Source organism: Streptomyces spongiae (genome assembly GCF_009377185.1).
GTDB classification, from domain to species: Bacteria; Actinomycetota; Actinomycetes; order Streptomycetales; family Streptomycetaceae; genus Streptomyces; species Streptomyces spongiae.
Genome location: NZ_VJZC01000688.1, coordinates 1 through 4848 on the forward strand (window position 1 = coordinate 1; position 4848 = coordinate 4848).

1 protein-coding gene and 1 pseudogene are annotated in these 4848 nt (G+C 68.1%); one reads left to right on the forward strand and one right to left on the reverse strand.

All coding sequences use genetic code 11. The features are described from left to right. Window positions 1-795 (reverse strand): annotated as a pseudogene (locus tag FNH08_RS44610) (zinc ribbon domain-containing protein); the annotation flags it as partial. A gap of 538 nt (window positions 796-1333) precedes the next feature. Between FNH08_RS44610 and FNH08_RS44615 the strand changes: the two are divergent. After that, the gene (locus tag FNH08_RS44615) at window positions 1334-4792 is read left to right on the forward strand and encodes a LamG-like jellyroll fold domain-containing protein (protein ID WP_322726450.1); all 3459 of its coding nucleotides are present in this window, start codon (window positions 1334-1336) and stop codon (window positions 4790-4792) included. Window positions 4793-4848: the final 56 nt, after the last annotated feature.

The window sequence follows — 4848 nt, forward strand, 5'->3', positions numbered from 1 at the left end:
GGAGTGGGGAAGGTCCACCACGACCCGGCCGTCAAGGGTGGGGCGCAGGGTCGGGGTGTGCAGGACCGCATCCGCGCCCACGGTGCCCGGCAGGCGGATGTCGATCACATGCCAGGCCCAGTCCCGCCCCGAGGCCGGAGCCGCACACAGCGGGAGTTTCACCCGCAGCCGGGCGGTGGCCTCGTCGACCCGGACCAGGGTGACCTGCTGACGGTCCATCGCCGCCAGCAACACCAGCCCCGCCACCTCAGGCGGGTCCTCCAGCTCACACAGCCCCACCGGAAGCCGCCCGTGCTCACGCACGTAGGCGCTCACCTGCCGGGTGCGGTTGCGGATCTCGGCGTTGCTGACACCTGCGGGCAGGGCGGCCCGCAGCGCCGTCCACTCGGCCTCGCTGCGCCGACCGGAGGGTTCTGCGGGCCACGTGGCCAGGATCGCCGCGACCAGGGTGCGCCGGTGCAGAGCCAGCCGCAGGGTGCGCGCCGCGTACTCCTCCGCCGCCCGCCGCACCCGGTCGGAGACATACACGCCTTCAGCCGGGTCGGCGGCCTGCGCCCAGCCCAGACGCCGCAGCGCCATCCACCCCTTGGGCGGCAGCGACTCGCCCTTCCCGTCGACCCCGGCGGCCAGCACATCCAGCGAACCCTCGTCCCACCGGGTGGCCACCAGCTGCCGGGTGAGACCCCCGCACAGCCCGGCCAGGAAGGACACCCGCTGATACAGCAACCGCGGCCCGATCTGCGCACCACTGCCCTCGACCACGCCGCGGAAGGCGGTGCATGGAGCTGTCGCCATCAACCGACCCACACCCACCACCCCTCCCCCACGGCTCCGCACGGGGCGCACCCCCGTATCCGATCGAGCTAACGACCGACCATCACACAAAGACACACACCCCCGCGGGACCGTCCGATTTACACAGAAAACCGAGCCAAAACCACCAACAGTTCAAGGCCCGGCACGCCAACCTGGACGAAGGCACGAGTGTGCGATTTTCGCCAAACTGAGTGGTCGGTATGCGCTTACTCCAGAGATCCGCACCAAGATCTGACGAACCCTCAACTCTGTGGGGTTTGTGTGAGTGAAGTGTGACTAGAGCCTCACGAAACTCACTTGGCCGCGAGTGGCGCGCTGGTTACTCTCCCGTAGACCAAGAAGTAACAAAAAAATAAGAAGCAGGGGGAAGGTGCGACCAACCAGTCGCCCAAGAGCCGCGCGTGGGGCAATGGCCCTCGCGTTGGCAGTGCTCGCCCTGGCGGGTGGCCTACAGGCTGTCCCCGTTCAGGCAGCCGACACAGACCCGGGGAGTTCCGGCACATCAGCCGATGAGGGGGTGCGCGGCAAGGCGTTCTGGGAGGACGACACTCTCCCTGCTGCAACAGCCGAGCAGAAGGCATCGAAGCAGGCGGTCGCGTCCGGCAAGCCCGTCGAGGTGGGCGATGTGACGTCGGCGACCAGCAGAGTGGTCGCCAATCCGGACGGTACCTTCACGGCCGAGACGGCGACTTCTCCCGAGCGAGTCCTCAAGGGGGGCAAGTGGACCGCCGTCGACACCACGCTCGTCGCTCAGCCGGACGGCAGCCTCGCGCCCCGCGCGGCTGAGGACATCCGGTTATCGGGCGGCGGGGAGAGCGACGCACCGCTGGCCCAGCTGGTGACCGGGGGTAAGGAGTACGCGGTGTCGTCTCCGTGGGCGTTGCCGAAGCCGGAGATCGACGGTTCGTCGGCTGTGTACCGGTCCGTCCTGCCCGATGTGGACCTCGCTGTGCAGGCCCACCCGGACGGGTTCACGTACCACTTGGTGGTGCACACGCGTGAGGCTGCCGCCAACCCCGCTCTGAAGAGAGTGAGTTTCCCTGTCCGGACTCGGGGGCTGTCCGTGCGCGCCGACGATTCCGGCGCCGCCACGTTCGTCGACGGCTCGGGGCACGCTGTGGTCTCCAGCGGCTCGGCGCTGATGTGGGACGCGGGCACGAACACGGCGAAGGCCACGGGCATGGCGAAAGCGGCAGCCATGGGCTCCGAAGCGCACGTCGAAGCCGTGGCCGACACCCTCAGCGCCGGCTCCCGGTCCCGTACGGCCGTCATGGACACGGACATCACCGACGACACCCTCTCCATCGTCCCGGACCAGGACTTCCTTGCCAGCAGCGCCACGTCGTACCCCGTCGTCCTCGACCCGCCCGCGGTCAAGGCGTCCCTGACGGGTTGGACGACGCTGTGGTCCAACTCGCCCGGCACCAGCTTCTGGAAGACCAAACATGCCCTCGGCGTGGGCTACGACGCGTACGTGGACAACAAGAAGGCACGCTCGCTCTTCCAGTTCGACACCCGCCGGGTGGCCGGCAAGAAGATCCTGAGCGCGACCTTCACGCCGTACGCGATCTGGTCGGCGAACTGCGACAAGAAGAACATCGACCTGTACCGCACGAGTCAGATCTTCCCGTCGACGACGTGGAGCACCAAGCCGCCGAAGTGGCATGCGAAGGTCGACACCGTCTCGGCCGCCAAGGGCCACTCCTCGTCGTGCCCGGACGGGGACATCGAGTTCGACGCCACCTCGGCCGTCGCGCACACCGCGAAGGCCAAGGACACGCTCACCACGCTCGGTCTGCGAGCCAGTGAGTCCGACCCGATCGCGTGGAAGCAGTTCATGTCCCCGCTCGACCCGGACGCCACCTCCTCGCGCAAGCCCCGGCTGTCGATCACGTACGTGACCCCGCCGAACAGCAAGCCGTCGTCGGTGAAGATGTCCGACCCGAAGGTGTCCTGCTCCGCCTCATCGTCCCCGGCACTCATCCGCGACACCACGCCGCGCCTCACCGCCGCCCCGACATCCAGCGACGGCTCCAACTCCTCGCTGCGCCCCAACTTCGAGCTGTACAAGGGCAGCAGTACCACCCCCGCCTCGCTGAAGCCGTCCACGTGGACGGACAGCGGCACGGCCGGTACGGCGGTCACGGCGGCCCTGGACCAGAACGTCACCTACAAGTTCCGGGCCCGCACCGAGTACAAGTACACGTGGAAGGGCGACACCCACTCGCTGTTCGGCCCCTGGTCGGGCTACTGCCACTTCAAGGTGGACTCCAACGGTCCGCCCGTACCCAAGGTGACCTCGTCCGTGTACAAGGAGTGCGAGGGCACCACCTGTGACGCGGCCGACCCGGCGTTGGGCAGCGTCGGCATGACCGCCGGTTTCAAGATCGAGGCGGGCGCAAGTGATGTACGCCGCTACGACTGGTGGCTCAACGGAGCGAAGCTCGGCAGCAAGACCTTCACGGCGAACACCCCGACATACGAGATCGAGGCCGCGCCCGACAAGCGGCTGACCAATACCCTGCGGGTGCAGACCTACGACGGGGCGGGCAACCCGAGTGCCCACTACGACTACCTGTTCAAGGTGGCCAAGGGTTCCGACCCGGTGGCGAGCTGGACGCTCGACGACGGCAAGGGGACCACAGCCGCGGACAGTTCCGGCAAGGACCGGCCGCTGAAGCTGACTTCGGCGTCCTGGACGGACAAGGCCCGACTGGGCAGCGGCCTGCGCGGTAACGGCAGCAATGTCTCCGGGGCCACAGCCGCTGCGGTCCTGGACACCACGAACAGTTTCACCGTCTCCGCGTGGGCACGGCTGGCCGCCAAGGACCATGTCTCCACCGTGGTCACACAGAGCGGCACACGGGCGGGCGGCTTCCAGATCTACTACTCGCAGTCCTACGACCGCTGGGTCTTCAACCGGTACGCGGCCGACGCCGACGACCCGACGATTGTCCGCGCGCTGTCCGAGAAGCCGCCGGTCGTGGGCGCGTGGACCCATCTGATGGGTGTCTACGACCACAACAAGAAGCAGATCCGCCTCTACGTCAACGGACAGCTCCAGGCGACAACGGAGTTCACGACACCCTGGGCGGCGAAGGGGGCCCTGGAGGTCGGCCGGATGAAGGCGGCCGGCGCCTACACGGACTACTTCGAGGGCAGCCTCGACCAGGTCCAGGTGTGGAACCGCGTGGTGTTCGAGAACGAACTGGAGCCGATCGCCAACGCCGAGAACCCGGAAACGGGGCTGACCGAGGCAACGTTGCTCGCCAACTGGTCGTTCGACGAGTCCTCCGGCACCACCGCGGCGGACGCCACCGGCCGAGGCAACGCGCTCCGGCTCGAGACGGGTGCGGCCTTCGCTCCGACCGACGATCCGGCACACGGCAACGTGCTGGAGCTCGACGCCGAGCGCCTGGGCCGGGGCACCTCTTCCGTGGCGCTGGACGAGTCCGGCAGCTACACCCTGGCCGGTTGGGTGAACCTGGCCGCCCAGTCGAAGCTGGAGGACACGACCACGGCACACTCGCCGACCGTCCTCGCACACCCCGGTGCCGAGCGGAACTCCTTCCGTCTCTGGTACCGCCAGGAAGCCGGTGACTCCATCGGCGACTGGAACTTCGGCCGGTACGAGACGGACGTTCTGAGCGGACCTGCCGCCACGGTCGTCTCGGACGAGGTCAACTCACTTGGGGGCTGGGTGCACGTCGTCGCCGTCTTCGACTCGGTGAACATGTCGGTCAAGCTCTATCTCTCCGGGCAACGGCAGGGCGACGAAGACGGTGTCCTCAGCGAGGGCACCTTCCAGCCCAGCGGCCCCCTGATGGTCGGCGGCGCGCGTCGTCACGACAACGGAGAGTGGGGCAACCCCCTTCCCGGCCAGCTCGATGGCCTGCGCGTGTACGCGGGTGTGCTCTCCGAGGAGGAGATCACGCAACTCGCCACCGTGGACGAGCCGCCGGTTCCGGCCGAGTAGCCCGATAGAGCCACCCGCTCACTTCTCTTCTTCAACGGCGTGCCGGGCCACGAGCC